Annotated in this window: 19 protein-coding genes and 3 pseudogenes; 8 read left to right on the forward strand and 14 right to left on the reverse strand. The window is 63.6% G+C overall.

Going from position 1 to position 22,714, the window contains the following annotated elements; genetic code table 11:
- Nucleotides 1–10 precede the first annotated feature (10 nt).
- From SFA35_RS10605 to SFA35_RS10615, 3 genes are all read right to left on the reverse strand, one after another.
- Nucleotides 11–1,738, reverse strand: a complete 1,728-nt coding sequence (locus SFA35_RS10605; RefSeq protein WP_320578023.1) for a hypothetical protein — start codon at nt 1,736–1,738, stop codon at nt 11–13.
- A 257-nt stretch (nt 1,739–1,995) separates the two neighbouring features.
- Complete coding sequence (locus SFA35_RS10610) at nt 1,996–2,559, reverse strand: type 1 glutamine amidotransferase domain-containing protein (protein WP_320578025.1); 564 nt, start codon at nt 2,557–2,559, stop codon at nt 1,996–1,998.
- 136 nt (nt 2,560–2,695) lie between these two features.
- The gene (locus tag SFA35_RS10615) at nt 2,696–3,604 is read right to left on the reverse strand and encodes a LysR family transcriptional regulator (protein ID WP_320578027.1); all 909 of its coding nucleotides are present in this window, start codon (nt 3,602–3,604) and stop codon (nt 2,696–2,698) included.
- 140 nt (nt 3,605–3,744) lie between these two features.
- On the opposite strand from SFA35_RS10615, the gene SFA35_RS10620 reads away from it, so the two are divergent.
- Together SFA35_RS10620 and SFA35_RS10625 are read left to right on the forward strand one after the other, a co-directional pair.
- Complete coding sequence (locus SFA35_RS10620; RefSeq protein WP_320578029.1) at nt 3,745–4,803, forward strand: tartrate dehydrogenase; 1,059 nt, start codon at nt 3,745–3,747, stop codon at nt 4,801–4,803.
- A gap of 97 nt (nt 4,804–4,900) precedes the next feature.
- Nucleotides 4,901–6,301, forward strand: a complete 1,401-nt coding sequence (locus tag SFA35_RS10625; RefSeq protein ID WP_320578031.1) for a dicarboxylate/amino acid:cation symporter — start codon at nt 4,901–4,903, stop codon at nt 6,299–6,301.
- Nucleotides 6,302–6,335: 34 nt separating this feature from the next.
- Here SFA35_RS10625 and SFA35_RS10630 read toward each other — a convergent pair whose 3' ends face one another.
- Both SFA35_RS10630 and SFA35_RS10635 read right to left on the reverse strand, forming a co-directional pair.
- A complete protein-coding gene (locus SFA35_RS10630; RefSeq protein ID WP_320578033.1) occupies nt 6,336–7,562 on the reverse strand; it encodes an MFS transporter in 1,227 nt (408 codons plus the stop codon).
- A gap of 218 nt (nt 7,563–7,780) precedes the next feature.
- The gene (locus SFA35_RS10635; protein ID WP_320578035.1) at nt 7,781–8,971 is read right to left on the reverse strand and encodes an MFS transporter; all 1,191 of its coding nucleotides are present in this window, start codon (nt 8,969–8,971) and stop codon (nt 7,781–7,783) included.
- Between the two features lie 107 nt (nt 8,972–9,078).
- Here SFA35_RS10635 and SFA35_RS10640 point away from each other — a divergent pair, with 107 nt between their 5' ends.
- The 3 genes from SFA35_RS10640 (at nt 9,079) to SFA35_RS10650 (ending at nt 12,401) form a co-directional block, all read left to right on the forward strand.
- Nucleotides 9,079–9,999: a LysR family transcriptional regulator gene (locus tag SFA35_RS10640; protein WP_320578038.1), complete on the forward strand. Its 921-nt coding sequence runs from the start codon at nt 9,079–9,081 to the stop codon at nt 9,997–9,999.
- Nucleotides 10,000–10,035: 36 nt separating this feature from the next.
- Nucleotides 10,036–11,895: an ABC transporter ATP-binding protein gene (locus SFA35_RS10645; protein WP_320578040.1), complete on the forward strand. Its 1,860-nt coding sequence runs from the start codon at nt 10,036–10,038 to the stop codon at nt 11,893–11,895.
- A 257-nt stretch (nt 11,896–12,152) separates the two neighbouring features.
- Entirely contained in the window at nt 12,153–12,401 is a 249-nt protein-coding gene (locus SFA35_RS10650) for a hypothetical protein (protein ID WP_320578041.1), read from the forward strand.
- Nucleotides 12,402–12,441: 40 nt separating this feature from the next.
- On the opposite strand, the gene SFA35_RS10655 is transcribed toward SFA35_RS10650, so the two are convergent.
- From SFA35_RS10655 to SFA35_RS10665, 3 genes are all read right to left on the reverse strand, one after another.
- On the reverse strand, nt 12,442–13,884 hold the full coding sequence (locus tag SFA35_RS10655; RefSeq protein WP_320578043.1) for a hypothetical protein: 1,443 nt from the start codon (nt 13,882–13,884) through the stop codon (nt 12,442–12,444).
- Between the two features lie 224 nt (nt 13,885–14,108).
- Nucleotides 14,109–14,945 (reverse strand): aldo/keto reductase, encoded by an 837-nt coding sequence (locus SFA35_RS10660; protein ID WP_320578045.1) that lies wholly within the window; start codon nt 14,943–14,945, stop codon nt 14,109–14,111.
- Nucleotides 14,946–15,043: 98 nt separating this feature from the next.
- Nucleotides 15,044–15,937: a LysR family transcriptional regulator gene (locus tag SFA35_RS10665; protein ID WP_320578047.1), complete on the reverse strand. Its 894-nt coding sequence runs from the start codon at nt 15,935–15,937 to the stop codon at nt 15,044–15,046.
- A 123-nt stretch (nt 15,938–16,060) separates the two neighbouring features.
- On the opposite strand from SFA35_RS10665, the gene SFA35_RS10670 reads away from it, so the two are divergent.
- Nucleotides 16,061–16,489, forward strand: coding sequence for a cupin domain-containing protein (locus SFA35_RS10670; protein WP_320578054.1), 429 nt, complete (start codon nt 16,061–16,063; stop codon nt 16,487–16,489).
- Between the two features lie 18 nt (nt 16,490–16,507).
- On the opposite strand, the gene SFA35_RS10675 is transcribed toward SFA35_RS10670, so the two are convergent.
- Together SFA35_RS10675 and SFA35_RS10680 are read right to left on the reverse strand one after the other, a co-directional pair.
- Nucleotides 16,508–17,152, reverse strand: a complete 645-nt coding sequence (locus SFA35_RS10675) for a rhomboid family intramembrane serine protease (RefSeq protein WP_320578055.1) — start codon at nt 17,150–17,152, stop codon at nt 16,508–16,510.
- On the reverse strand, nt 17,149–17,472 hold the full coding sequence (locus tag SFA35_RS10680) for a hypothetical protein (protein ID WP_320578058.1): 324 nt from the start codon (nt 17,470–17,472) through the stop codon (nt 17,149–17,151). The genes SFA35_RS10675 and SFA35_RS10680 overlap by 4 nt, the downstream gene beginning before the upstream one ends.
- 165 nt (nt 17,473–17,637) lie before the next feature.
- On the opposite strand from SFA35_RS10680, the gene SFA35_RS10685 reads away from it, so the two are divergent.
- Nucleotides 17,638–18,144: a hypothetical protein gene (locus SFA35_RS10685; protein WP_320578059.1), complete on the forward strand. Its 507-nt coding sequence runs from the start codon at nt 17,638–17,640 to the stop codon at nt 18,142–18,144.
- Between the two features lie 134 nt (nt 18,145–18,278).
- On the opposite strand, the pseudogene SFA35_RS10690 reads toward SFA35_RS10685, so the two are convergent.
- Both SFA35_RS10690 and SFA35_RS10695 read right to left on the reverse strand, forming a co-directional pair.
- A pseudogene (locus SFA35_RS10690) lies at nt 18,279–19,660 on the reverse strand (IS3 family transposase).
- Between the two features lie 100 nt (nt 19,661–19,760).
- A pseudogene (locus SFA35_RS10695) lies at nt 19,761–19,868 on the reverse strand (LysR family transcriptional regulator); the annotation flags it as partial.
- On the opposite strand from SFA35_RS10695, the pseudogene SFA35_RS10700 reads away from it, so the two are divergent.
- Nucleotides 19,869–20,132 (forward strand): annotated as a pseudogene (locus SFA35_RS10700) (aldehyde dehydrogenase family protein); the annotation flags it as partial. It lies immediately after the preceding pseudogene.
- On the opposite strand, the gene dctA reads toward SFA35_RS10700, so the two are convergent.
- Both dctA and SFA35_RS10710 read right to left on the reverse strand, forming a co-directional pair.
- Nucleotides 20,133–21,440 (reverse strand): C4-dicarboxylate transporter DctA, encoded by a 1,308-nt coding sequence (dctA, locus tag SFA35_RS10705; protein ID WP_320578061.1) that lies wholly within the window; start codon nt 21,438–21,440, stop codon nt 20,133–20,135.
- A 77-nt stretch (nt 21,441–21,517) separates the two neighbouring features.
- On the reverse strand, nt 21,518–22,687 hold the full coding sequence (locus SFA35_RS10710) for a mandelate racemase/muconate lactonizing enzyme family protein (RefSeq protein ID WP_320578063.1): 1,170 nt from the start codon (nt 22,685–22,687) through the stop codon (nt 21,518–21,520).
- Nucleotides 22,688–22,714 lie beyond the last annotated feature (27 nt).

A 22,714-nucleotide genomic window follows, 5' to 3' on the forward strand; every position in this document is an offset into this window, starting at 1 on the left:
GGTCGGTGCATCAGCGTCGGGCTTTGCCTGGTTTCGGTTTGGCCACCACGGTGATCTGCCTTCCATCCCGTGGGTCGCTGAGTTGCAGAATCATCTGGTCATCCTGCTCGACCACTGAGTCCAGCGTGACGCCGCGCTTGGCATTCTCGATAAAAGTTTGGGGCGCAGTCACCTCGACGAAGATTCGCCAATGGCGCTGGAAATCGCTCAGGCGACGTTTTTCGATCATCAGGGTCAACAGCTCCGTTCGGTCGCCAACGCTGTACAGGAAGGCTGAATCGGTCTGGCAAAATAGCTTTGGCTCACCGATACGGCGGGCAAAGAACCATTTGTCACCGATGCGCAGGCCGTCGCGGCGGCTGATGAAATCCGGGGTGCGGTCGGCCCGGGCCGATACCCAGCCGACGGTGGCAGGGCAGCCAGGGTTGCGGCTGCGTCCATCCACCGGTGCGGCCATGCCTTGGGCGGTGACCACGCCCTGATAGTCGACCGAATCGGCGACGGCATAGCGGTCGAACGGGATGACGGGCTTTGCCGGCAACCCCAACGCCGAGGTCAGCAGCGCCCGCGGCTGTTGCTCCGGGGCCGGGAAAGGGGAAAAGTCCGGGCAGCCGCTGTGCCCGTAAGCCGGAGAGCGTTTCCAGTCCTGTTTGAACAGCACCACCCCGCCCTCGGCCTGCAGCAGGGCGCTCAGGTTGGGTCCGTCGGTGCGTATCAGCAGGCCCAGCGGGGTAGGGCCCGCCGCCGGCACTGAGGTCATCATGCGCTCCCCGCCCACGTCGCTCAGCTGATAGTCCCGGTCCTGCACGCGGATCGCCGGAATGCCCCAGCTCAGCAGATCTTCGAGGTCTTCGAAAGGGTACGCGCTGGCATGCTCGCGCGCTTCGATCAGCAGCGTCAGCGGCCCGCTGATGTGCGCGACGGGGTGCTCGACCGGCGGCACTTCCCGGGTGCATACAGCGTCGCGCTTGAAGGCGAAGGCGGCCAGGGCAGCCTGTTCGGTGTGGTTGGCGATCTGCCGCTGCTCCATGGCCAGGGCGCCGGCTGCGGCCACCACCAGCACGCCGAGCGCCAGCCCCAGTGGGCGAAGCCAGGGCTGGGGCCGTACGAGGGCCACCGGCGAGTGCGGATGGGCAGTTCGCACGCTGCCGCAGGCCGCCAGCAGCAGGGTCATGGACAGCAGCCACAGCACCGCGCCCCAGCCATAGCCGTAGACCTGGTATTGGCCACCGCCCTCGTCGGCCAGGTAAGTGTCCAGCCGCCAGGTGTCGAGCGCGAGCACAAAGGCTAAAGGGCCAGAGACAAGGGTTCGGCGCCGGGTGCTTAAACGCACCAGCGTCCAGAGGAACAGAGGGTTGGCCAACCAGGCCAGGGTCTGGCCCAAACCCAGCCAACCCCAGGCCAGCAGCTCGCCGCCATACCACATGTGCTTCTGGTCGGCGCCCAGCCCCCTGAAGCCCAGGGACAGCAGCCAACAGGCCAGGGCCAGCGCGCAGAGCACATTGCACGAGAGCCAGCGCGGCCGGATCGGCGCTCCGGGGGAGTGAAAGCGCGCGCAATAGAGCTGCAGCAGCAAGCCGAAGAGGGCCGCTGCGGCGACTTCGCCAAGGGGCAGCTCACTGTGCCGAAGGTAGCCGATATACAAGGCGGCCCAGCTGGCAGCGTTGAGAATCCAGAACGCACAGGCGGCGAACTTCCTGCGCACGATGGAGCCGTGGCCGGCTATGATTTTTTGCAACACCCTTAGCAGGGTGGCGAGTAGAAACCCCGCGCTGGCGCCCAGCATGAAGGGGGAAAGCGTTTTGATGAAACCCGGTATCAGGTCAGCCGGCGCCACTGGATCGTCCTTGGAGGGGCACACCGTCGGAAGGCGCGGCGTCCTGTTGCCAAGGTTTTCGGCCGGTGACCGGCCAGCTTTAGGCAGATCACCACAGGCGTGCCTGCCGGGCCAGGCTCAGGGGCGCCTGGCCTGGCGAGTTCATCCAGGAACGGGGGTTACGCTGCCTGCAGCGCTGCGGCGATGGCCTGGTTGAACGCCGGGATGTCCTTGGGGGTACGCGAGGTGATCAGCGTCCAGCCGTTGGCGGGGCACTGCTTGACCTCGGCATCGACCCAGCCGGCGGCACCGGCATTTTCCAGGTCAAGCTTGACGCTCGGATAGGAGGTCAGGGTCTTGCCAGCGATTACGCCTGCGTTGATCAGCAGCCAGGGACCATGGCAGATCGCGGCGATGACCTTGCCCGCGTCGGCGAACTCCTTGACCAGGCGCTGGGCGTTTTCGTCCAGGCGCAGGGTGTCGGCATTCACCGTGCCGCCGGGAATCACCAGGGCGTCGAAATCTGCTGCCTTGAGCCCGGCCAGCGCCGCCTGCGACTCGACGGTGCGATCCTTCTCGGTGTCCTGGACGAAGGTCTGGGTGGTGCCGCCGTCACTGGAACCGTGGGTCACCTCCGCCCCCTGGGCCTTGAGGGCTTCCAGCGGTTTGACCAGTTCGTCCCGTTCGATCCCGGTGTTGGCGGTGATGAAAAGAACCTTCTTGCCTGCCAATTCGTTGCTCATGAGTGCTGCTCCATCTTCATATCGAGGGAAGTCGCGCCGGCGATGATTGCGCCGATGCGTTGAAGATGGGAGGGTGCGGCGATTTTGAAAGTTCAGCCTGATTGCGACCCAGGTTTGTCGCGCAGGCTCAGGTTGCTCAAGCGTTCTGCACCTTGTCCAGGTGTTTGAAACGCTCGACGAGGAAGTCGATCAGGCTGCGCACCCTGATCGACAAGTGCGCCGTCTGCGGGTAGACCGCGTAGACGTCGGCCCGCGCCGGGCTCAGGTTTTCCAGCAACAGTTTGAGGCGCCCGCTGCGCACATAGCGGGCGATGTCCCACTCCGCCCGCAGCAGCACGCCGTAGCCCTCCAGTGCCCAATTGAGCGCCACTTCACCATCGTTGCAGGCAAGGGCGCCGTGCACCTTGACGTTTTCGGTGCGCCCGCCGCTGTTGAAGCTCCAGACGCCGAAGGGAGTTTCGTTCTGGCGAATGAAGATGCAGTTGTGACCTTGCAGCTCACTGAGGGTCTGCGGCGTGCCATGGCGTTCCAGATACTGCGGGGAGGCGCAGAGCAGCCGGCGATTGGAGGCAATCTTGCGCGCATGCAGCGCGGCGTCCGGCAGGGATCCGAAGCGGATGCCGAGATCGAAACCGTGAGTGGCAAGGTCGAGCGGGTGGTCGCTGATTTCCAGCTGGATCTCGACCTCCGGGTAGCGGGCGAAATAGCCAGCCAGTGCCGGCGCGATATGCCGCCGGCCAAAGCCCAATGACGCATTGACCCTGATCAAGCCTTTGGGCGTGGCGCGGCTGCTGCGCACCAATTGTTCGACCTCGTCAATCTGCGTGAGGATCCGCGCGCAGTGGGAAAAGTACACTTCTCCTTCGGGCGTGAGGCTCATGGAACGCGTGGTTCGATGGACCAGGCGCACGCCTAGCCGGGCTTCCATGGCGGCCAGGCGTTTGCTCACCGCCGGCGGTGTCAGGCCCAACTCGCGGGCGGTGGCCACCAGGCTGCCCTGTTTGGCCAGCAGATGGAAGAAAGACAGATCCTGGGTCGAGCTCATTGATAACCTCAGTTCATGAGTGTAGTTATTTCAGGTTAACCAAAAGCTTATTTTCACTACATATACTCCAGGCGTACCCCTGCTGAACAGCTGTCTGGCGGGGCTAACGGCAGAACAACAACAAGCGACTGGAGTACATGATGGCGACTTACAAGATTGCGGCAGTACCTGGCGACGGCATTGGCGTGGAGGTGATCGCGGCCGGCGTCGAGGTGCTCGAGGCATTGGCCCGCCGCGCGGGCACCTTCACCCTGCAGTTCAAGCATTTCGATTGGAACTCCGAAAACTACCTCAAGCACGGCTACTACATTCCCCAAGGGGGGCTCGAAGAGCTCAAGTCGTTCGACTCGATTTTCTTTGGCGCGGTGGGGGCGCTGAATGTGCCGGACCACGTTTCGTTGTGGGGCCTGCGCCTGCCGATCTGCCAAGGCTTCGACCAGTACGCCAATGTGCGTCCGGCGCGGGTACTGCCCGGCGTCAAGAGCCCGTTGCACAACGGTGACCAGATCGACTGGGTGGTCGTGCGGGAAAACTCCGAAGGCGAGTATTCAGGCAACGGCGGGCGCGTGCACCGCGGGCTGCCGGAAGAGGTGGCGACCGAAGTCTCGGTGTTTACCCGCACCGGCGTCGAACGTATCCATCGCTTTGCCTTCGAGTTGGCGCGCAGCCGACCTCGCAAGCATCTCACCCTGGTGACCAAGTCCAATGCCCAGCGCCACGGCATGGTGTTGTGGGACGAGATTTTCTACGAGGTCGCCAAAGACTTTCCCGACGTCCAGCATGACAAGGAACTGGTGGATGCGGTGACCACGCGCATGGTGCTCAAGCCGGCGACGCTGGATGTCATCGTCGCCACCAACCTGCATGCCGACATCTTGTCCGATCTCGCCGCAGCGCTTTCCGGCAGCCTGGGCATCGCTCCCACCGCGAACCTGAACCCCGGTCGCCGGTTCCCGTCGATGTTCGAGCCGATTCATGGCTCCGCGTTCGATATCACCGGCAAGGGCGTCGCCAACCCGATCGCCACGTTCTGGACCGCAGCAATGATGCTCGAGCACCTTGGCGAAATCGCCGCCGCGCGCCAACTGATGTCGGCCATCGAGGCGGTCACCGAGGCGGGGGTGCACACCCCGGACCTGGGCGGCACGGCCACGACGCGCCAGGTCACCGACGCGGTGCTGCAGCTCATCGCCCGCTGATCGACCTCCCAGCACAGAAGTATTGCGCCACGGAAGTCGGCTGCCGGTCGGCCGAGCTTCCGGGCTCTCCTGAAAAAAACAATAACCAGGGCCCGTCATGAAACGCATCTTCGGCAAACTCTACGTGCAAGTGCTCATCGCCGTGATCTGCGGCGCTATCGTCGGCGTGCTGTATCCCGGCGCCGCCACCGATCTCAAGCCGATCGGCGACGCCTTCATCAAGCTGATCAAGATGCTGCTGGCGCCGGTGATCTTCCTCACCGTGGTCACCGGCATTGCCCGTATGGAAAACATGAAGGAACTGGGACGGGTAGGGCTGCGCGCCCTGCTGTATTTCGAAGTGGTCTCGACCCTGGCGCTGGTGGTGGGCCTGGTGGTGGTCAATGTGTTCAAACCCGGCGCCGGCATGAATGTCGACGTTGCCTCACTCGACACCGGCAGCCTTGCCACTTATACCTCGGCGGCCAAGCATTCATCGTTCATGGACTTTCTTCTGGGGATCATTCCCGACACTGTGGTAGACGCCTTTGCCAAGGGCAATGTGTTGCAGATCCTGATGTTTTCCATCCTCCTGGGCATTGCCTTGGCCCAGGTGGGCGCGCGTGCCGCTGCGATAGTCGAGGCTTTGGAAAGTCTGATGCAGGGGATGTTCCGCATCGTCAACATGGTCATGCGCCTGGCACCCTTGGGCGCTTTCGGCGCCATCGCCTTCACCATCGGTAAATACGGATTTGCCTCGCTGTTTTCCCTCGGCAAGCTGATGGCCTGCGTCTACCTGACCTGCGTCGTCTTCGTGGTGCTGGTGTTGGGCCCCGTTTGCCGCTATTGCGGTTTCAGCCTGTGGAAATACTTGCGTTTCATCAAGGAAGAACTGTTCACGGTGCTCGGCACCAGCTCGTCCGAATCGGTGCTGCCGCAGATGATCACCAAAATGCAAAAGGCCGGCGTCTCGAAACCGGTTGCGGGCATGGTCATTCCTTCCGGCCTGACCTTCAACCCTGACGGCCAGGCGATCTATTACACCATCGCGGCTATCTTCATCGCCCAGGCCACCAACACACCATTATCGCTGAGCGACCAATTGATCGTGCTGGCCGTGCTGATGTTCACTTCCAAGGGCTCCGCCGGGGTCACAGGCTCGGGGTTCATCATCCTGGCCGCGACCTTATCTTCGCTGGGCACCATCCCGGTGGCAGGCATGGTGCTGTTGCTGGGTGTTGATCGGTTCATGTCGGAGGCGCGCGCCATCACCAACACCATCGGCAACGGCGTCGGCACGTTGGCGATTGCCAAGTGGGTGGGTGCGTTGGACAGCGCCAAGCTGCACCGCGCACTGAACAATGCGCCGGAACCCGAGCCACAGCCCAGCGCCGCCGAGCGCAGGGATGACGGGCACCGGCTGGGGCGCCGCGAAGCGACCCCAGGGGCTGGACTCGACAGGGCGCCAGTGCAGGCCAGGCCGGTGGCCGGCATGGCGGGGGCGATCAGCCGCGAGTGATCGATCGCGCTTGATCACGCTGCGCGAGCAGGGCTCAGCAGGGTTCGGCCACCAGCTCGTTGCTGACCTTGCGCCCCAGCACCAGCACCGTTGCAAATCCGCAGCCGACCAGCGCGGTGGCCAGGCTCATCAGCACCGAGCTGCCCAGCTGGTCGACGATCTGCCCACCGAAGAACGAGCCCAGGGCGATGATCACCTGGAACAGGGCGACGAACAGCGGCATGCCCCGTTCGACGTCCTTGGGGGCGACGACGAACATCCAGATGCTGGCGCAGGCCGGGAAGGCGCCAAAGGCGAAACCCCAGAGGCCGATCAGCAGGGCGGCGCCGGTCAGCCCGGTGGCAAAGTGCGGGAACAGCGCGGTGCTGACGCCGATCATCACGGCGACCAGCAGCAAGGTGTTGCGCACGCTGCGGTTGGCGGCGAAGCCGGCGAAGATGTTGCCCAGCACGCCGGCCATGCCGTAGAGCAGCAGCAGCGAACCGATGGTCGGCCCATCGAAGCCGGCACTCTTCTTGAAGAAGGGGGCGACGTAGGTGTAGGCGGCGAAGTGCGCCAGGCCGATCAGCAGCACGGCGATCAGGCCGACCCGCGCCTGGGAATTGATGAACAGCGCCGGCAGGTCCTGGATACGAATGGCCTTGTCCGGATTGAGCCGCGGCAGCAGGAAGACCTGCGCCAGCAGCACCGGCACCCCCAGCAGGGCGGTGACCAGGAACGTCATGCGCCAGCCCATCAGGCCACTGAGCCAGGTGCCCACGGGCACACCCAGGACCGTGGCCAGGGTCACCCCAACCATGATGATCGAAGTGGCCTGGGCCACGCCCACGCCCTTGGGCGCCAGGCGCCCGCTCAGGGCAATCGCCGTGGCCCAGAACCCGCCGATGCTGATGCCCAGCAGCACGCGGCCGAACAGCAGCAAGCTGAAGTCGCTGGCGTAGGCCACCACCGAGTTGGCGATGATCATGATCAGGGTCAGGCCGATCAGCAGATAGCGTCGGTCCATGGCGCCAATGCCAATCGACAGCAAGGGCGCGGCGAGGGCGGCCATGATCCCGGGCAGCGTGACCATCAGGCCGGCGTGGCCGGCACTGATGCCCAGGTCGCTGGCGACGTCGTTGAGCACGCCCACCGGCAGAAACTCGCTGGTGACCAGGGCGAAGGCGCCCACGGCGACCGAGAGGATCGCCAGCCACTGCTGCTTGACGCTCTGTTGACTGTGTTCAGGGAGGCCGCGAGGGGCCTGGCTTGCGCTTGGCATGGTACTGGGTTCCAAGGGTAAGGGGCGTCTGCAGGCAGGCGCGAGAAGCGGGGAATCGAGGCAGGCGATTATAGGGGCCGGTTCGGCCAGGTACAGAGGCGGGCAGTTTGATAGTCATCATCAGCGTCATCGATAGGACGCCTCAATCGCAGCGGGGATTGTAACGGTTGCAGCGCCAGGCAAACGGCAGCGACCGAGCGTCGCCGCCGTGCCGGTCATCAGCCTCTGCGCATCATCAACAACGCAACGATGACCGCCAGCGCAGCGATCAGCGTGGCCAGGATGCCGATCGAGCTCAGGCCATAGTGGCCGATGCCGATGCCGCCGATAATGGCGCCCAGGCCGATGCCGGCGTTGGCGGCGGAGATGTTCATGGTCGCCGCCAGGGCTTGCGCCTGGGCCCCGGCCTGCATGACGCGAACCTGGCAGACCACGAACAGGGCGGTGTAGCCGATGCCCCAGGCCACCAGCGCGACGATCAGCCAGAGGTGTTGGGTGGCCAGCGGCACGGCCGCCAGCATGCCGGCGCCGGCCAACAGCAGAAACAGCACCATGGCCGCCAGCGGCTTGCGGTCGACCATGCTGCCGCCCAGGTGGTTGCCGAGCATGCCGATTGCGCCGAAGCCCATCAGCCACCAACCGACCTGCCCGGCGGGAATGCCGCCCAGGCGTTCGAGGATGTCGGCCAGGTAGGTGTAGGCGGTGAACAGCGCGGTGAAGGTCAGCACCGACAGCAGCAGGTGGGCGAGAAAGCGCGGCTGGCGCAGGATCGCGGTCTGCTTCTGGTCGGGGTGGGCGCTGGCCGACACCGGCAGCTTGGGCATCACCAGGTGCATGAGCACGCCGATCAGCAGCGAGATCGCCGCCAGAATCCAGAAGCTGCCACGCCAGCCCACCGAGTCTGCGGCCAGGGTGCCCAGGGGCACGCCGAATACCAGCGCGGCGGTGATGCCCAGATAGACCCGGCCAACGGCCTTGCCTGACTGGCCCGGGCCGGCGAGTTGCCCGGCGGTCTCGCTGGCCGTGCCCCAGAACACTGGCAAGGCGAGCGCCGGGATGAAACGCGCCAGGGCCATGACCCAGATGTTGGTGGACACGGCGGCCAGCACGTTGGCGCCGGCGAACACCATGAGGATCAGGGTGAAGAGCTTCTTGCGCTCGACGTGGGCCAGTTTGGCGGTGAGCAGCGGGCCGAACAGCATCACGGTGAAGGCGAACAGGGTCACCACTTGACCTGCCAGGGCGATGGAGATGCCCAGGTCACGGGACAGCGCCGGCAGCAGACCGACGATGAGAAATTCAGTGGTCACGATAATGAAGGCCGCCACGGCCATGATCAGGATCTGCAAGCCTGAGCGGGAGGTTTCGGCCGGGGCCAGGGCGGCGTTTGCCACGGGTGAGGACTGCATGGCGCTTGACTCCAGAGAGGTTTGCCATAGGCTATTGGAGAAATCGCAGTGGAATCTGGCTGCTTTTTACCAAGTGGCTGGAATTGGATTCACTAATCGGAGGCTCGATGTTTTCCTCGGAACGGCTCAAGGGCATCGATGTGTTTGTGATCGTCGCCGATCTGGGCAGCTTCACCGCGGCCGCCGAGCGCCTGAACCTGACCAACTCGGCGGTCAGCAAGAGCATCGCCCGCCTCGAAGGGCGGCTGGGTACGCGGTTGTTCCAGCGCACCACCCGGCGTCTGTCGCTGACCGAGGCCGGCGAGACCTTCTACCGGACCTGCACCACCGTGCTCTCGGACCTGGAGGAGGTCGAGATTGCCCTGACCTCGACCCAGACCGAACCGCAAGGCAAGGTGCGCATCGACCTGCCGGCGTCCTATGGGCGCCTGCACGTGCTGCCGCTGATTCTGGAGTTCATGAAGCAGCACCCGCGGCTGTCGCCCCATGTGTCGTTTTCCGATCGCTACGTCGACCCGGTCCACGAGGGCATCGACATCGTCGTCAGGATAGGCGGCTCGAATGCCTGGCCAGCGTCCATCGGCCATCAGTTCTTCGGCACCCAGAAACTGATCTTCTGTGCCTCGCCCGATTACCTCGAGCGCTACGGCGAGCCCCTGGCCGAGGCGGACCTGGATGGTCATCTGTGCGTCGGCTATGGCCTCAACGACGGCATGGCCATCCCCTGGTACTTCAAGGGGCGCCAGCCGGGGGACATGGAACGGCGCATCATGCACCCGCACATTGCCGTCGGCGATGGTGAGGGGGAGGTGATGGCCGTGCTCGCCGGCCTGGGCATCGCGCAATTGCCCACCTGGCTGGTACAGGCCCATCTGCACAGTGGCAGGCTGGTCGAAGTGCTGCCGCACCTGGCCACCGAAGGCCTGCCGATGAACCTGGTCTGGCTGAAAAGCCGCGAGGCGCTGCCCAAGGTGCGAGCCTTGATAGAGTACCTGGGTGCCCATCTGACTCCCGCCGGGCGGCGCTGATTGCCCGGCCTTATTTCGCTTGTTCTGGAGACCACCATGCTTCGTGTATTCGAACGCAGGCTCGACCCCTTTCCCCCTGACGAAGTGCCGCCGCCGCCCGAGGGGCTGGCGCGCTTTCTATGGGCCTGCACCCGCGGGGCGCGCGGCTATGTACTGGCGCTGGCGGTGCTCAGCGCCGCCGTGTCGATCTACGAAGCCTGGCTGTTCTCGTTTCTCGGCCAGGTGGTCGACCTGCTGACCACCTGGCAGGCCGGCGGTGCGGCGGCCGAGCACGAGCGCCAGGTGTTGTGGGGCATGGGCCTGGTGATGCTGGCCAGCATCGCCCTGGTGGCACTGCGCACCATGGTTCAGCACCAGATCCTGGCGATCAACCTGCCGCTGCGCCTGCGCTGGGACTTCCACCGGCTGATGCTGCGCCAGAGCCTGTCGTTCTTCTCCGACGAATTCTCCGGGCGCGTCACCACCAAGGTGATGCAGACCGCGCTGGCCGTGCGCGACGTGCTGTTCACCCTGATCGAGATCATTCCCGGCATCGGTGTGTACTTCATCGCCATCATCGCCCTGGCCGGTGGTTTCGCGCTCAAGCTGATGTTGCCGTTCCTGGCCTGGGTGGTGCTGTTCGGCCTGGCGATGTATTACTTCGTGCCGCGCCTGGGCCAGGTCGGTCAGGAGCAGGCCCATGCTCGCTCGTCGATGACCGGGCGGATTTCCGACGCATACACCAACATCACCACGGTCAAGCTGTTCTCCCACTCGCGCCGCGAAGCGCATTTCGCCCGGGCGGCCATGGAAGACTTCAAGCTCACCGGCTTGCGCCAGATGCGCCTGGTCAGCCAGTTCGAAATCGTCAACCAGGCCCTGGTGGTCGCCTTGCTCATGGCGGCGGGGGGCTATGCCCTGTGGCTCTGGCACCTGGGCGAAATCGGCACGGGGGCGGTGGCCGCCATTACCGCCATGGCACTGCGCATCAACGGCATGTCGCACTGGATCATGTGGCAGATGACCTCGCTGTTCGAAAACGTCGGCACCGTGCAGGACGGCATGGGCACCCTGACCCAGGGGGCCAAGGTGCAGGACGCGGCGGATGCCGGCGTGCTGGTGACCCGCGGCGGCGCGGTGACCTTCGACAACGTCAGTTTCAACTACGGTGGCGAGCGCCAGGTGCTCGATGGCCTGAGCCTGAACATTCGCGCCGGTGAGAAGATCGGCCTGGTGGGTCGCTCCGGCGCCGGCAAATCGACCTTGATCAACCTGCTGCTGCGCTTTTATGACGTCGACAGCGGCGCGATTCGCATCGACGGCCAGGACATTGCCCAGGTCACCCAGGACAGCCTGCGCAGCGCCATCGGCATGGTCACCCAGGACACCTCGCTGCTGCATCGCTCGATCCGCGAAAACATCGCCTATGGCCGCCCGGACGCCACCGACGCGCAGATTCGCGCGGCGGCGGCCAATGCCCAGGCCGATGGCTTCATCAGCCGCCTGAGCGACAAGGAAGGCCACACCGGCTACGACACCCTGGTCGGCGAGCGAGGAATCAAGCTCTCGGGCGGCCAGCGCCAGCGCGTTGCGATCGCCCGGGTCATGCTCAAGAACGCCCCGATTCTGCTGCTCGACGAGGCCACCAGCGCGCTGGACTCGGAGGTCGAGGTGGCGATCCAGGAAAGCCTCGACGAAATGATGCAAGGCAAGACGGTGATCGCCATCGCCCACCGGCTCTCGACCATCGCCGCCATGGACCGGCTGATCGTCATGGATGACGGGCGCATCGTCGAGCAGGGCAGCCACAGCGAGCTGCTGGCCAGAAATGGCATCTACGCGCGCCTGTGGCAGCACCAGAGCGGTGGCTTCCTCGGCGAGGACCAGGGCGTGGCCGAGGCTGCCGATTCGGAGTGACAGGGCGGCTTGATCCGCCGCGGGCGAGGCGTGTCCCTGCGGGCCAAAAATGTGGGAGGGGGCAAAGCCCCCGAGAGGCCGCCAGGCCGGTTTGATCCGTCGTTTGCGAGGCGTGTCCCTCGCCAGCTTCGCCGGCTTCTTCGTCACCGGGACGAGATCCAATGGCGTAGCGGTGGGCAGGCAGCCCAGGCGTCGCCGACTGAACTGTGCCGGCACGGCGTGGACTGAACTAGATACCCGCTCAAGGAACCCGCCCCATGAACAATGACACCTTCAATCAATACGACGCCGAACGCCTGCACCAGCGTGTGGCGGCAGAGTTGGGCCTTACTGTCGACGAGTTGCGCCAGTGGATGATCAACGACATCGAACGGGTGACCGAGGGGGGCGAGCATGTGGGGCATATGGTGGTGTTCCGCGAGTCGACCCCGCCCGAGATCCTCGACAAGGTCCAGCACAAGCAGAGCCAATTCACCGCGATGACCGGCGTGATCGACGACGGCTGAAGCGCCGTCGACCACGCCAGCCTGGCCAGGGGCCGGTGGCCTAGGCCGCTTTCAGGTTGGTGAAGAACGCCAGCGACGGCATGAAGAAGTACTCACCGCCTTTCATGGTCACCGCTTGCGGGACGCTGGGCACGCTGATGATCTCACCAGGTTTGCCCCAGGCGGCAGGGCTGCTGACATCCCGGCGCCCCTGGCCTACGGGCAACTGGCCGATGACCGGATCGATTCCCGGCGCATGGGTGCCCGCCGGGCTGTCCGCTGGCAGCTGCGGGAAGTCGGGATTGTTGGCCCAGTTGATCTGGGTGAATTCGAACTGATCGCCGATATTACTGTTGAATGCCATGAATAAAAGGCCAACGTCCTGTTCCGGCTTGTTGTCGGTTTTGCCGTCGTTCGGATTGTCCAGTCTCTTGCCATAAGTCAATCCACGGCGCGCCATCAGATGCGCACGCTCCTGCTCGGCGGTCTGGCCAAACCCGCCACTGCCCCGTGGGTTGGTCTTGCGGATATGGCCCAGGAACGGACACTTGGCACCTTCCGCGTCACTGCCATAGTTGAAGTTGTTGGGCACCGGGTGGTGATTGCCGTCGGCGAACTGCGAAGTCACCGGTGTGCCATCCTCGAAGCGCCCCAGCACCATCGCGCCGGCGCGTTCCCTGTCCACGCCGGCAAGCTTCAGGCTGTCGGCGAAGGCCAACTCCTGCTCCTTGAACCTTTTGACGTTCTGTTCGAGTTTGCGAAAGATGAAGTAACTGCCGAAGTGCCTGGACGGGTCGGGCGCCGCCGGGTCGCTGACGATGGCCTGCTGCAATGGGAAATCAGGGTTCCAGGTGCTGGTACCGTCCTTGAGCAGCCGCTCCGCTTCGAGATCCTCGTGCAGAAACAGCGGCTGGCTGCGGCCGTCCACATAGCCGAAATGCTCGATGCCATCACCGTTGCTGTTGTGCATGGCGCGGCCCTCCTGGGTGCCAAGAATGTTGACGCCGGGGTGCGCAGCGATGAGGTGGTGGATCTGCGCCAACTTGTGCGCCATGGGGTCGGACTTCGCATCGCCGATGATGACCAGCCCATGCAATGCCTTGGGGTCGTGAAAATACCCGTCCCAGGTATCCGGGTGAGGATCGTTGAGGCCGGTGGTGGCCTGCATGCCTGCCGCAAACGACGGGTCGGCCGGGACCGCAGTCACCTGCAAGGCCGCATAACCGGCTGCGGTCAGCCCGACCCCGACATAGGGCGTGCCTGAACCTCTGCCGCACTTGTAGGCGTTGATTTCCTGCAGGTGGGTCAGGGTCGATTTCAAATGGGCGGCGATGGCAGACAGAAAACTCCTGCCTGCACTGGCCGAGGCAAATTGCAGGAACAGCAGGGTAGAGTGGTCCCGCGCATGCTCTTTCAAGATGTTGGGTTGCAGATTTTCGAGCATTGCCAGATCGTCACCACTGGCATCTTTCCAGGCGATCGAGTTGGTCAATGTCACGGTCATGTCGATAGGCTCCATTGTTATTAGATAATGAGGCTATCTTCCTGCGGACAAGGGCGGCATAGACAATACGAGGAGGGAGGCGCGAAGTTGCTTCCCGGGCGACGGCATTCCTTCATTCAATGCACGCGCTTGGCACCGTTCGAAAACGGTGCCACCACGCGACAGCGAAAAAAGCTTTACAGAGCATAGCAGGGCTTTGCCGACCGGCAGTCGGCAGGGGTGCCCTACAGGCCCATTTCAATGGTTTCGGGATCCGGCCCCAGACGTCCGGTTTGCTTGATCCCGGCAATCGCCTGCAGTTCGTCGCGGCTCAGCTCGAAGTCGAACACATCGATGTTGGCGGCGATGCGCTGCGCATTGGACGAGCGCGGGATCACCACATGGCCGTTCTGCAGGTGCCAGCGGATGATCACATGCGCGGACGTCTTGCCGTGGCGCTGGGCGATCTCGGCGAACAACGGCAGCTTGAGCAGCTCGCCGCCCTGGCCCAGCGGGCTCCAGGATTCAGTGACGATGCCTTTGTCGCGGCACCATTGGCTCAGTTGCGCCTGGTTGAAGTCGGGGTGAATCTCGATCTGGTTGACCGACGGCGTCACCCCGGTGTCGTCGATGATGTGTTGGAGGTGGTCGGCATTGAAGTTGGACACGCCGATAGAGCGCACCCGGCCTTCCTGCTGCAGGTGCACCAAGGCTTTCCAGGTGTCGCGGTAGGCGGCTTTTTTCGGGATCGCCCAGTGGATCAGGTACAGGTCGAGGGTTTCCAGGCCCAGCCGCTGCAGGCTGGCATCGAAGGCGCGCAGGGTGCTGTCGTAGCCCTGGTCGGCGTTCCACAATTTGCTGGTGATGAAGATCTGCTCGCGGGCCAGGTCACTTTCGGCCACGGCGCGGCCGACCCCGGCCTCGTTGCCGTAGATCATCGCGGTGTCGATGTGCCGGTAGCCGGCTGCCAGGGCGGCCTTGGACGACGCGTACGCCTGAGCGTCGTCCAGCTGCCAGACACCGAGGCCCAGTTGCGGAATCTGTACGCCGTCGTTGAGTGTGATCAGTGGGGCGGATGGCATGAGGGTCTCCTGCTCGTGGTCAAGGGGATTCTAAAGGGTTCGAGAGCAGGTGAAGCGATAAAGTTGCGTCCCGGGCCTGGAGCGTCGGCCGGCCTCGGTCAGTCACTGGCGCGCAGCGCGGCGATCACCCAGCGCACCGCCAGTGACGATTGACGCCGGCTCGGGTAGTAGGCGTGCACCCCGGCGAAGGTCGGGAACCAGTCCTCCAGCACCCAGCGCAGGCGGCCGGCCTTGACCTGTGGCTCGGCCAGGGTCCTGGGCACATAGGCCAGGCCGAATCCTTTCAAGGCGGCGTCGAGCATCTGATAGCTGTTGTTGAACACCAACTGGCCGCTGACCTTGACCTCGATGCGCCGTTTGCCCTTTTGCAACTCCCAGGGCAGCAGCGCGTCCCGGGTCGGCAGGCGCAGATTGATGCAGTTGTGCTGGGTCAATTCCTGCGGCTTCTTCGGCGCCGGTGCTCGCGCCAGATAGTCCGGCGAGGCAACGATCGCCAAGGTTTCATCAGGGCCGATGCGCACCGCGATCATGTCCTTCTCCACCTGGTCGCCCAGGCGCACGCCAATGTCGATGCGCTGCGCGACGATGTCCGCCAGGCCATAGTCGTTGATCAGTTCGATATGCAGTTCGGGATGGTCGCGCAGCAGCGGCTGGATCTTCGGCCATACGTAGGTGTTGGCGGTGTAATCGGTGGCGGAAATGCGTACGGTGCCCACCGGTTTCTCACGCAGTTCGGCCACTGCCTGCAGCTCCAGCTCGATCTCTTCGAGCTTGGGCGCGACCGAGTCGAGCAGGCGCTGGCCGGCTTCGGTGGGGGCCACGCTGCGGGTCGTGCGATGCAGCAGGAGCATCCCCAGCTTGGTCTCCAGCGCGGTGACCGTACGGCTCAGGGAAGACTGCGATACGCCCAGCTGTGCGGCGGCGCGGGTGAAGCTGCGCTCGCGGGCGACGGTCAAAAGGGCGACGAGGTTGTTCAGGTCCGGCGTGGCCATTTATTCACCAGTGCAAGAGTGTATGCAGATTTTGCCACCTAGTCGCTGGAGGCTCAACGCATTAGATTGCCCTTGAATGCTTTCAGTTGGCCATCCTTGGCCCATCGACCCGTGAGTTGAACCATGAGCACCCTGACCCAGACCATCACCCGCAGCGCCAGCCAGCCTTCCGTCAAAGGCCCCGACACCCTGTTCACCGGCAACGTGCGTATCGACTACGCCTTCCAGCTGCAAGCCCCGGGCCGTGCCTGCGGCGCCATCGTCACCTTCGAACCGGGCGCGCGCACGTTCTGGCACGCCCACCCGCAGGGCCAGGTGCTGGTGGTGTTGAGCGGGGTCGGCTGGACCCAATGCGAAGGCGGCCCGCGCACTGAAATCCGTGCCGGCGACGTGGTCACCTGCGGCTGCGGCAAACGCCACTGGCATGGCGCTGCCGCGACCACGGCGATGTCGCACATGGCCGTGACCGAAACGGTGGATGGCAAGAACACCGACTGGATGGAGCCGGTGACCGACGAGCAGTACCTTGGGGGCGAGCTGGTGACCGATTGAGCCGACGGTTAGCCGCTGTCAGCGAGCCCCTGTCCGGCCGGGCGCGCGCGACAGGGCCAGGCCCAGCAGCAGGCCGCCGGCCAGTCCGCCGAGGTGGGCGCCGTTGTCGATGCCTTGCTGGGTAAAGCCGAAGAACAGGTTGTAGCCGATCAGGATCAGGATCGAAGTCAGTTGCCGTTTCGCCGTCGCGGCAGGCAACTGGTGGCGATACTTGAGCATGTACACCAGCAGCCCGCCGAACACCCCGAAAATGGCACCCGAGGCCCCCGCGCTGTTGATGGTCGGGTGCCAGAAGATGCTGGTCAGGCTGCCGGTGATTCCGGCGAACAGGTACAGGCCCAGCAGGCGCCAGCTACCGTAGAGGCGCTCGGTCAGGCGGCCGACCTGATACAGCGTGACCATGTTGAGCAGCAGGTGGAGCAGGCCGAAATGCACGAACATCGAAGTGATCAGCCGCCACCACTCGCCGCTCAGGGTCAGCGGGCCGAAGTTGCTGCCCCATTCCAGGGTCATGGCCGCATTGGGCGACATCACGCCGACGCCGCTGGCGCACATCGCCAGGAAGACCAGTGTGTTGACAGCGATCAGGGTGTAGGTGACCCAGGTCGCCGGGGCCGTCTTCACGCCGCTTGCCGGGTCCGGGTGCAGGGGGGCTTCGATCATTTGCAATAGCCTCGTTTACGCTGGTGCTTGCTGCAATAGGCATTGTCGTCGTTGCTCGAGTCGTGCTGCAAGGGGGCGGCTTCGCGCGGTGACTGGCAACTGTGGTAACCCCGTACCCAGCCTTCGGCGTAGCTGTCCTGAAGGTGCACACGGGCGTCGCCGACCCGGGCGTCGTAGCCCAGCTCGCGCTTGCGTGCGTCGCATCCGGCGGCATAGCCGTCGCTATAGGCGCCCGGTGGTATCGGTCGGTAGAACAGGCAGGAGGTTTGCAGAAGGCAGGCCAGCAGCAGGCTGGCGAGTGCAAGGCAGTGGTTGAACATTCAAGCGTCCGTTTTTGATCTGTCGCCCAGCGTATCGGCGTGGGCCGAGGATGCTTGAGGCGCCTCGATCCCCCCTGCGTTTGAATCCACGGCTGGAGCGAATACAATGTGCGGCCTTATTCACGCCATGAACAGTGGCCGCCGACTACCAGGAATCACGCCGCCATGGCTTCTTCGGACAAACAGCAAAAACGTGCCCAGCGGGCCAAGGCCAAAGCCAAGCAGAACCGCACCGGCCGGGCCAAGGCCAACGTCGCCCACCCACTGCTGGCCAACCCGCTGATCAACGAGCCGTTCGACGACGTCGAGATCGACCTGAGCACGTTCGACTTCGAGGACATCCAGGAGAACGGCTTCGACCCGGCGGACTTCGATGATCTGTTCGAGGCCATGAAGGCCGCCGAGGGTATCAGTCTGCTCGCCATGTGCCTGGTGTTCCTGCAATACCCGGTGCTGGAACTGGTGATCGCCGAGGAAGCAGAGGACCCGGCCACCGACTTCATGATGGGCCTGCTGATCACCTATCGCGGCATCTTTCACGATGAGGACGAGGACAGTGCCGTCGAATGGGTCGGCGGCGAGTCGTTCCAGAAGGCCTACAACGAAGCCTCGATGATCCTGCAGAAGAAGAACGCCAGGCGCCCGGCCGCGAAAGACAGTGGCCGTGATTGATTCCGAGGCCGCCAGGCTGGTGTGATCTTCCCGCGCCTGGCGCGATCTCCAATATGGCCACCACCGGCCGCCCGTGCGGCCTATCGCGGGCTCCTACGTTTTGGGGTGCGCCCCTTTGATTGGACAGTCTCCGGCTAGGCTATAGCAGACTGAGCCCTGTAAGCCACAGGGCTCAGTCCGCCAAGCGTCATTTTCATTCGATCATGGTTGTAATAATGGATGTACTCATCGATTGCAGCACGCAGGTCGGCAGTACTCTTGAAGCGCTCACGGTAGAACATTTCTGATTTCAACGTGCCGAAGAAGCTCTCCATTCTGGCGTTGTCCAGGCAGTTTCCCTTGCGGGACATGCTCTGCTCCAACCCCATTTCTTCCAGTCGATCTCGATAGCGATAGTATTGGTACTGCCAGCCTTGGTCCGAATGCAGCATGGGCTTGGCGCCTTGCGGCAATCCAAGCAGCGCCTGTTCAAGCATCTTGCCAACCAATTCGTAGTGCGGCGAGGTGTCGACCTGGTAGGCCACGATTTCGCCGTTGTACAAATCCAGCACCGGGGACAGGTACAGCTTTTCCCCCGCCACTTTGAATTCAGTGACGTCGGTGACCCATTTTTCATTCGGCCGCTCGGCGGTGAAATTGCGTTCAATCTTGTTGTCCGCAATACGTCCGGGCTGACCGCGATAAGACTTGTACTTTTTCTGGCGTACCGTGCATTTGAGGCCCAACTGCGCCATCAGCTTGCGCACGACCTTGTCGTTGACGACCTGGCCGTCGCTACGCAGGGCCAAGCCCATCCTACGATAGCCCAGGCGACCCTTGTGCCTGGCCTGGATGGCCTGAATCCGGGCTTTCTGCGGCGCATACTTGTCCCCGGTCGCAAGCAGCTTGAGCTGGTGGTAGTAGGTGCTGCGAGGCAGTCCCGTTATCTTGAGCAGACGATCCAGCGGGATCTCCTGACGCAGGGCTGAAACTATCCGGGCTTTCTCTTCTCGACTTTCTTGAGCCTCGCCTTCTCCTCTCTTAAGGCTTTGAGCTTTTTTAGGACGGCGTTCTCCGCCTGAACCCATCGAAGCTTGTCCAGCAACTCGGCATGGGAGAGCTCCTCATCGTTGACTGCTTTGGTTTCAGTGGAATTGGCCGTGGGCTTGAGTGGTTTGGGCATGACGGGGCGCGATCCTTTCTTGACTGCCGCCAGGGCATTGGTTGCGCCACTGTAATACTGAGACTGCCATGCCGCTATCTGGGTGGAGTTGCCGAGGTTGAAAACGGCCGCCGTCTGGCGCAGGGAAAGTTTCTCGCGCCACATGCGCTCCAGAACAGTGAGCTTGAACTGGGGAGTGTAATATTTGAAGCGCTTTTGCAGGCTGGCAGCTCCGTGGATGCGGTAGGCCTGCACCCAGCGGCGAAGCAGCGAGGGATCTATCTGGAACCTTCCGGCAATGGGCCGGAAGCCGTAGCCCCGCTCCAGGAAGGCCTGAATAGCGGTCAGCTTGAACTGCTGGGTGTACTTGATCATGCAAGAAGCCCCTAAGGTTGGATTTGATGTCCAATCTCAGGGGCGCAGTTCATTTTTTTCGATTTACAGGTATGCATGCAAAACAGTCGTAGGAGCGCGCGAAGCCCGCGATCGCTTGCACCAGCGTGCTTTCGGCCAGCGCGGCCTGGGCGCTGAAGTCGGGTAGCAAGGCAATGCCCAGGTGCGCCAGCGCCGAGTCGCGCAGGGCGGCGTCAGCTGCTTCCCCCGCGACGGCAACATCGCCCGCGAGTTCTCCCGGCGGGTGCAGGCAGGCATGGTCGAAATCAACGTGCCGATCCCGGTGCCCATGGCCTGGCACGGTTTCGGCGGCTGGAAGAAGAGCCTGTTCGGCGACATGCACGCCTACGGCAGCGAAGGCGTGCGCTTCTACACCCAACAGAAGTCGATCACGCAGCGATGGTCGGAGAGCATCGACACGGCCGCCGACTTCGCCATGCCGGTGGCGAAGTGATCAACTGGCCTTGACCGTGGGTGCCGGCACTTCGCCCGGCGCCCGCTTCATCGCCGCGATCTCCCGCTCGGCCATGCCCAAGTCCAGCGCGCCATCCCACTTGGCGATGGCGATCGTGCCGATGCCGTTGCCGATCAGGTTGGTCACCGCCCGCGCCTCGTTGAGAAAGCGGTCGACGCCGAGCAGTAGCACCATGCCCACCAGGGGAATCTCGGGCATCACTGAGAGCGTTGCCGCCAGGGTGACGAAGCCGGCGCCGGCGACTCCGGCCGAGCCCTTGGAAGTCAGCAGCAAAACGCCAAGCACCACCAGCTGATCGCTGAAGCTCAACGGCGTATTCGTCGCCTGGGCCACGAAGATCGCCGCCATGGTCAGGTAGATACAGGTGCCATCGGAATTGAAGGTGTAGCCGGTCGGCAGCACCATGCCCACTACCGATTTGCGGCAGCCGAGTTTCTCCAGCTTGACCATCATGCGTGGCAGCACCGCCTCGGTGGAGCAAGTGCCGAGGGTCACGAGAATCTCGTCCTTGAAATAGCGCAGGAAGCTCAGCAATGGGATCCCCGACCAGCGCGCGATGGAGCCCAGCACCACGACGATGAAAGTCAACGTGGTCAGGTACAGCGCCAGCATCAGGTGGCCCAGCGAGAGCAAGGTGCCGATGCCGTATTTGCCGATGGTGAAAGCCATGCCCGCACCCGCGCCTATGGGCGCCAGGCGCATGACCATGGCAACGATCTTGAACAGGCCCTGCAGCAGCAGGTCGATGATGTTCACCAGCGGCTTGGCCGGTTCGCCGATCTGCACCAGGGCCACCCCGAGCAGCACCGAAATGAAGATCACCTGGAGCATGGCGCCCTTGGCGAAGGCGTCGACGAAGGTGGTGGGGATGATGTTCATGAAGAAGTTGATTGCGCCGCCCTGGTCATGGGCGGCTTGCGCATAGCCCTTGATGGCGTCGCCGTTGAGCGAGGCGATGTCGATGTTCATGCCCACGCCCGGCTTCATTACGTTGACCACCAGCAGGCCGATGAGCAGTGCCAGCGACGAGACCACCTCGAAATAGATCAGCGCTTTGCCGCCAATGCGTCCGACCTCCTTGATGCTGCCCATCTTGGCAATGCCCACCACCACGGTGCCGAAGATGATCGGCGCCAGGAGCATCTTAATCAGTTTGATGAAGCCATCGGCGAGCGGCTGCAGTTTGGCCCCGAGGTCGGGAACGATGTAGCCGATCAGGCCGCCGATGACGATGCCGATCAAGACTTGCACGTATAGAAGTTTGTACCAGCGCGTGGCTGTGTTCATGGCTGTACCTCAGTGTTGTTTTTGTATGAGGACGAGCACGGCCCCGCTGTCGGGGCCGTCTGTAGCAGAGAGGTGGATCAGGCTTCGCCGAGTTCGCGCATGACCTGGTACAGCGCGGCTTTGGCTTCGAAACCGACGCCGGGGATATCCGGCAGGCCGACGTGGCCGTGTTCCACCTGGATACCGTCGGCAAAGCCGCCAAACGGCTGGAACACGTCGGGGTAGGACTCGTTGCCGCCAAGATGCAGACCCGCCGCGATGTTCAGCGACATCTGATGGCCGCCGTGCGGCACCACCCGGCGCGACGACCAACCGAGGTCCTTCATCACCTCGAGGGTGCGCAGGTACTCGACCAGGCCATAGGACAGCGCGCAGTCGAATTGCAGGTAGTCGCGGTCGGGGCGCATGCCGCCATGGCGCAGCAGGTTGCGCGCGTCTTGATGCGAGAACAGGTTTTCGCCGGTAGCCATCGGCAGTTCGTAGTGGTTGGCGAGTTCGGCCTGCAGAGCGTAGTCCAGCGGGTCACCGACTTCTTCGTACCAGAACAGGTTGTACGGTTTGATGGCTTCGGCGTAGGCGATGCCAGTCTTGAGGTCGAAGCGGCCGTTGGCGTCCACGGCCAGGCGCTGACCATCGCCGACCACTTCGAGCACCGCTTCGATGCGGCGGATGTCTTCGTCGAGCGGCACGGCGCCAATCTTCATTTTCACCACGTCATAGCCACGGTCCAGGTAGCTCTGCATTTCCGCCTTGAGCTTGCTCTGGTCCTTGCCGGGGTAGTAATAGCCGCCGGCGGCGTAGACCCAGACCTTGTCGTCGGCCACGCCGTCGCGATAGCGGTCGGCGAGCAGGCGATACAGCGGCTTGCCTTCGATCTTGGCCACCGCGTCCCACACCGCCATGTCGAGGGTGCCCACTGCCACCGAGCGCTCGCCGTGGCCGCCGGGCTTTTCGTTGGTCATCAGGGTTTTCCAGATGGCGAACGGGTCGAGGTTGTCGTGAACGCTGTCGAGCAACGACTCCGGGTCAGCCTCGCTGATGCGCGCGAGAAAGCGATCACGCATCAGCGCGCCCTGGCCGTAGCGGCCATTGGAGTTGAAGCCATAGCCGATCACCGGCTTGCCGTCGCGGATCACGTCGGTGATCACCGCGACCACCGAGCAGGTCATTTTGGAAAAGTCGATGTAGGCGTTGGCGATGGGCGATGCTATGGAAACCGTCTTTTCCCGAATGTCGACGATGCGCATGATGGTCCTCTCTGTTTTTTATAGGGC

The organism is Pseudomonas sp. HR96, assembly GCF_034059295.1.
In the GTDB taxonomy this organism is placed as follows: Bacteria; Pseudomonadota; Gammaproteobacteria; order Pseudomonadales; family Pseudomonadaceae; genus Aquipseudomonas.

Bases quoted from the DNA above. Each gene is read 5' to 3' on its own strand.
- SFA35_RS10675 (WP_320578055.1), bottom strand. From the start codon at position 17,152: ATGATCGAAGCCCCCCTGCACCCGGACCCGGCAAGCGGCGTGAAGACG.
- SFA35_RS10710 (WP_320578063.1), bottom strand. From the start codon at position 22,687: ATGCGCATCGTCGACATTCGGGAAAAGACGGTTTCCATAGCATCGCCC.
- SFA35_RS10635 (WP_320578035.1), bottom strand. From the start codon at position 8,971: ATGCAGTCCTCACCCGTGGCAAACGCCGCCCTGGCCCCGGCCGAAACC.
- SFA35_RS10625 (WP_320578031.1), top strand. From the start codon at position 4,901: ATGAAACGCATCTTCGGCAAACTCTACGTGCAAGTGCTCATCGCCGTG.
- SFA35_RS10645 (WP_320578040.1), top strand. From the start codon at position 10,036: ATGCTTCGTGTATTCGAACGCAGGCTCGACCCCTTTCCCCCTGACGAA.
- SFA35_RS10630 (WP_320578033.1), bottom strand. From the start codon at position 7,562: ATGCCAAGCGCAAGCCAGGCCCCTCGCGGCCTCCCTGAACACAGTCAA.
- SFA35_RS10615 (WP_320578027.1), bottom strand. From the start codon at position 3,604: ATGAGCTCGACCCAGGATCTGTCTTTCTTCCATCTGCTGGCCAAACAG.
- SFA35_RS10620 (WP_320578029.1), top strand. From the start codon at position 3,745: ATGGCGACTTACAAGATTGCGGCAGTACCTGGCGACGGCATTGGCGTG.
- SFA35_RS10655 (WP_320578043.1), bottom strand. From the start codon at position 13,884: ATGACCGTGACATTGACCAACTCGATCGCCTGGAAAGATGCCAGTGGT.
- SFA35_RS10680 (WP_320578058.1), bottom strand. From the start codon at position 17,472: ATGTTCAACCACTGCCTTGCACTCGCCAGCCTGCTGCTGGCCTGCCTT.
- SFA35_RS10670 (WP_320578054.1), top strand. From the start codon at position 16,061: ATGAGCACCCTGACCCAGACCATCACCCGCAGCGCCAGCCAGCCTTCC.
- SFA35_RS10665 (WP_320578047.1), bottom strand. From the start codon at position 15,937: ATGGCCACGCCGGACCTGAACAACCTCGTCGCCCTTTTGACCGTCGCC.
- SFA35_RS10650 (WP_320578041.1), top strand. From the start codon at position 12,153: ATGAACAATGACACCTTCAATCAATACGACGCCGAACGCCTGCACCAG.
- SFA35_RS10610 (WP_320578025.1), bottom strand. From the start codon at position 2,559: ATGAGCAACGAATTGGCAGGCAAGAAGGTTCTTTTCATCACCGCCAAC.
- dctA (WP_320578061.1), bottom strand. From the start codon at position 21,440: ATGAACACAGCCACGCGCTGGTACAAACTTCTATACGTGCAAGTCTTG.
- SFA35_RS10640 (WP_320578038.1), top strand. From the start codon at position 9,079: ATGTTTTCCTCGGAACGGCTCAAGGGCATCGATGTGTTTGTGATCGTC.
- SFA35_RS10660 (WP_320578045.1), bottom strand. From the start codon at position 14,945: ATGCCATCCGCCCCACTGATCACACTCAACGACGGCGTACAGATTCCG.
- SFA35_RS10685 (WP_320578059.1), top strand. From the start codon at position 17,638: ATGGCTTCTTCGGACAAACAGCAAAAACGTGCCCAGCGGGCCAAGGCC.